Source organism: Mesorhizobium sp. M2A.F.Ca.ET.037.01.1.1 (assembly GCF_003998075.1).
Taxonomy (GTDB): Bacteria; Pseudomonadota; Alphaproteobacteria; order Rhizobiales; family Rhizobiaceae; genus Mesorhizobium.
In genome coordinates, this window is the sequence record NZ_RZSA01000620.1 from 1 (window position 1) to 4061 (window position 4061).

Genomic DNA, 4061 nt, shown 5'->3' on the forward strand with positions numbered 1-4061 from the left:
GTACCAGATCATCTTGATCGCGGTATCGTTGGCCTCGGAACCGGAATTGGTGAAATAGGCCTTGCTCATCGGCACCGGCGCCATCTGCACCAGCTTCTCGGCCAGGTCGATCAGCGGCGCATGCGCCTTCGAGCCGAAGTCGTGGTAAAAGGGCAGCTTCGACATCTGTCTTGCCGCGGCTTCGACCAGCCGCTTTTCCGAGAAGCCGACGGCGACGCTCCACAAGCCCGCCATCGCCTCGATGTAGCGATTGCCGGCAATGTCCTCGACATAGACGCCATCGCCCTTTTCGATGACCAGCGGACCGGTTTCCTGGTGCTTGCGCGCGTTGGTGTAGCCGTGCATGTGGTAGCGGATATCGCGGGCTTCGGGGGAATTCGGTCTGGCGTCCATCATGGTGGGGTCCTGTCTTGGGGGTCCAAAGCGGAAATAGGACGAGCTTCCTCGTTGTGAAATCCGAAAGTTCCGCGTTGCATTGTCACGGCTGATGCCTCATCGCGAAGGCTGGTCGCAAGAGCCGCGAAGCCGGTATCGATAGCGCCAACAAGCCGCGACAGTCGCGGAACTGATGGCGCAGCAGGGTTAGCAATGGAACAAGTCGACTGCATTATCGCGGGCGCAGGCGTGATTGGTCTGGCGGTCGCGCGCGCATTGGCCGCCAAAGGTCTCGACACGCTTGTCCTCGAAGCCGCGGATGCCATCGGCACCGAGACGAGCTCGCGCAATTCGGAAGTCATCCATGCCGGGATCTATTATCCGCAAGGGTCGCTGAAGGCCCGGCTCTGCGTCGCTGGCCGCGACATGCTGTATCGGTACTGTGCGGAACGCGCGATCCCGCATCGCCGCGCAGGCAAGCTGATCGTCGCGACCGACGAGGCCCAGGACCCCGTGCTCGCCACGATCCAGGCTGGCGCCGCTGCCTGCGGCGTCGACGATTTGCGCTTCGTCTCCGCCGCCGAAGCGCAAGCCCTGGAGCCGGCGCTTCACTGCACCATGGCGCTGCTTTCGCCGTCCACTGGCATCATCGACAGCCACGCGCTCATGCTCGGCCTGCTCGGCGACGCCGAGGAGCACGGCGCGACGCTGTCGCTCAACACCCGCATCGTCTCGGGCCGCGTCGAGCCGGGCAGGATCGTGGTGCGGACGATGGACGCGGCGAGCGGCGAGCAGTTCGAGATCGCCGCGCCGCGCCTTATCAATGCGGCCGGCCTGGGCGCCGTCGCCTTGGCAGGCTCGCTGGAAGGATTTGGTCGGCAATTCCTGCCGGCGCTTCGCTACGCCAAGGGCAATTATTTCTCGGTTGCCGGGCGCGCACCCTTTTCACATCTTATTTATCCCGTGCCTGAGCCCGGCGGGCTCGGCGTCCATCTTACGCTCGATCTTGCAGGCGCCGCACGCTTCGGACCGGACGTCGAGTGGACGGACACGATCGACTATCGCATCGATCCGGCGCGCGGTGAGCGCTTCTATGCCGCGATCCGCAAATATTGGCCCGATCTGCCCGATGGCAGCCTGCAGGCGGCCTATAGCGGCATCCGGCCGAAGCTCTCCGGCCCAGGCGACGCCAACAGCGATTTCGTCATCCAGGATGCCGCAACGCATGGCATCGACGGCCTCGTCAATTTGTTCGGCATCGAAAGCCCCGGCCTGACTGCCAGCCTGGCGATTGCCGAGCACGTGATGTGTATCCTCGCGCCCAAGACGGGCTGACGACGCCGCGGCGTGAAGACGCGGCGCCCTGGCACTCAATGCCGCGCCCACGTCCTACGAGGCGGTATCTGAAGCGATCGCGCACGAACTCGTTGAAGAATTGGCCTTTTGAGAAAGCTGCCTTGAAGGCCATGTAGATCTCGGGTTCCACATCCTCATAGTCGTAGCGGTCGCCGCTCGGAACGAACCATACCGAAAGGACTCGCCGCGACGTATCGTAGTGAATGTTCTGGATTGCGGTGGAAGGCATGGCCGGCATCCTGCTTCCATCCTAACCCTTCACGCATCTTCCAGGTTCCGCGGGCCGTGAGCGGCCTTGCACACGTGCTCCGATCGCCTATCTGAGCCGCATGTCATCAGCCAAACGCCCGACCAGGGAGAGCGCCCGCCAGGGCGATCTCTTTGGTGCGCCCTCGCTGCCCGCAAGCCCGCCCGAAGGCTTCTCCTACAAGCCGGAACTGATCACCCGTGACGAAGAGCACGCATTGGTCGGCCATATCCGCGGCCTGCCTTTCAAGCCGTTCGATTTTCATGGCTATCTTGCCAACAGGCAGGTCGTCGGCTTCGGCCTGCGCTATGACTATGAGCGTCGCCAGGTGCTCGAAGCGCCGCCCATTCCGGACTTCCTGCTGCCGCTGCGCGCCAAGGTCGCCGAATTCGCGGGCGTCGCGGCGAGCGAATTCGCGCAGGTGCTCATCAACGAATATCGCCCGGGCGCCGGCATAGGCTGGCATCGCGACAAGCCGCATTTCGAGCTGGTCGCCGGCGTCTCCCTGCTGGCGCCCTGCAGTTTCCGGCTGCGCCGCAAGAGCGGCGCGGCATGGGACCGGGCAACGATCGACGTCGAGCCCAGGTCGGTCTATCTCATGGCCGGCCCGTCGCGAAACGAGTGGGAACACTCCATCCCGCCTGTCGCGCAACACCGCTACTCCGTCACCTTCCGGACGATGCGCGTCTCTTAGAGCGTTTCACCGTTTTACGGAAACGGCGAACCGCTCTATCTTTGTTTTTGAAGCAATGCCGGACGGAAAACCGCTCACACTTTTCCTGGAATTGCTCTAAGTCGCCGCTGTCGCGGCTTTCCTGGAACCATCACCCGGCCCCGGGGTTGTGTCGTCAGATTTCGAGATCGAAAGGAAAGATGATGCGCACCTTGACGATAGTCCTGACGCTGTCGGCAATGGCATTGGCGCAGCCCGCTTCTGCTCAACGCGCCGATCCGCAGCCGCCGCAAGCCCCGCCTCCTGCTCAGGAGCCCATTCCACACCAGCCGCAGTCCGGCCAGCCGCAGCCCGGCCAACCACAACCAGGCCAGGACGATGCCGCCCAGAACGTCACCAACATCGTCGTGGTGGCGATGGAGGACCTGCCTTCGGAAGTGAAGGCGCAGGCGGAGGCCATAGTCACCAGGACGACTGCCAAGGAGCTGGCCAAGCTGCAGAGCTCGGTCGATGCCTCGCCCGAGGCGACGTCGGTCCTGCATGCGAACGGGCTGAATTCCTCGCAGGTCGTCGCAGCCAACATCGACGGTGACGGCACGCTGACGCTGATCATCCAGACGACGGCCTGACCTAAAGCATGTCTCCCGAAAGTGGGAACCGGTTTCGGGACCAAGGACATGCGTAGAATCAAGAACCTAAAGCGCAGGGAGCGAACCTGAAAGATCGCGACGCGCTTTAGGGGCATGACCCGGCCGAACGGCCGCCGTCGCCTTCGATCCTCACTCTTGCGGAGGTCGCCATGACCGAAGCCGCAGTCCGCAACTTCACCCTGAATTTCGGGCCGCAGCACCCGTCCGCGCATGGCGTGCTGCGGCTGGTGCTGGAATTGGACGGCGAGATCGTCGAACGCGCCGACCCGCATATCGGCCTGCTCCATCGCGGCACCGAGAAGCTGATCGAATACAAGAACTACCTGCAGGCCCTGCCCTATTTCGACCGGCTCGACTATGTCGCGCCGATGAACCAGGAGCATGCCTTCTGCCTTGCCGCCGAAAAGCTGCTGGAAATATCGGTTCCGCGGCGGGGGCAACTCATCCGCGTATTGTTCTGCGAGATCGGGCGGCTGCTGTCGCATCTTCTCAACGTCACCACGCAGGCCATGGATATCGGCGCCCTGCCCCCGCCGCTCTGGGGCTTCGCCGAACGCGAGAAGCTGATGGTGTTTTATGAACGCGCATCTGGCGCCCGCATGCACGCCAATTATTTCCGCGTCGGCGGCGTGCACCAGGATCTGCCGGAAGAGCTGCTCGACGACATCTGGAATTTCTGCGATCCGTTCCTGAAGGTCTGCGACAATCTCGAAGGGCTGCTTACCGACAACCGCATCTTCAAGCAGCGCAACGTCGATGT

General features: G+C 63.1%; 5 protein-coding genes and 1 pseudogene. 4 read left to right on the forward strand and 2 right to left on the reverse strand.

What is annotated here, in order from left to right; all coding sequences use genetic code 11:
• Nucleotides 1-393 (reverse strand): aminotransferase class III-fold pyridoxal phosphate-dependent enzyme (locus EOA27_RS25525; RefSeq protein WP_127257566.1); only part of this gene is annotated, 393 nt, incomplete at its 3' end.
• A 195-nt stretch (nt 394-588) separates the two neighbouring features.
• Here EOA27_RS25525 and EOA27_RS25530 point away from each other — a divergent pair.
• Entirely contained in the window at nt 589-1710 is a 1122-nt protein-coding gene (locus tag EOA27_RS25530) for an NAD(P)/FAD-dependent oxidoreductase (RefSeq protein WP_126081260.1), read from the forward strand.
• Here EOA27_RS25530 and EOA27_RS43200 read toward each other — a convergent pair.
• Nucleotides 1619-1969 (reverse strand): KTSC domain-containing protein, encoded by a 351-nt coding sequence (locus EOA27_RS43200; protein ID WP_348526396.1) that lies wholly within the window; start codon nt 1967-1969, stop codon nt 1619-1621. The two genes, EOA27_RS25530 and EOA27_RS43200, sit on opposite strands and share 92 nt — an antisense overlap.
• A 91-nt stretch (nt 1970-2060) precedes the next feature.
• On the opposite strand from EOA27_RS43200, the gene EOA27_RS25540 reads away from it, so the two are divergent.
• From EOA27_RS25540 to EOA27_RS25550, 3 genes and pseudogenes are all read left to right on the forward strand, one after another.
• Complete coding sequence (locus EOA27_RS25540) at nt 2061-2672, forward strand: alpha-ketoglutarate-dependent dioxygenase AlkB (protein WP_126081259.1); 612 nt, start codon at nt 2061-2063, stop codon at nt 2670-2672.
• Nucleotides 2673-2851: 179 nt separating this feature from the next.
• Complete coding sequence (locus EOA27_RS25545; RefSeq protein ID WP_245466938.1) at nt 2852-3280, forward strand: hypothetical protein; 429 nt, start codon at nt 2852-2854, stop codon at nt 3278-3280.
• A 170-nt stretch (nt 3281-3450) separates the two neighbouring features.
• Nucleotides 3451-4061 (forward strand): annotated as a pseudogene (locus EOA27_RS25550) (NADH-quinone oxidoreductase subunit D); the annotation flags it as partial.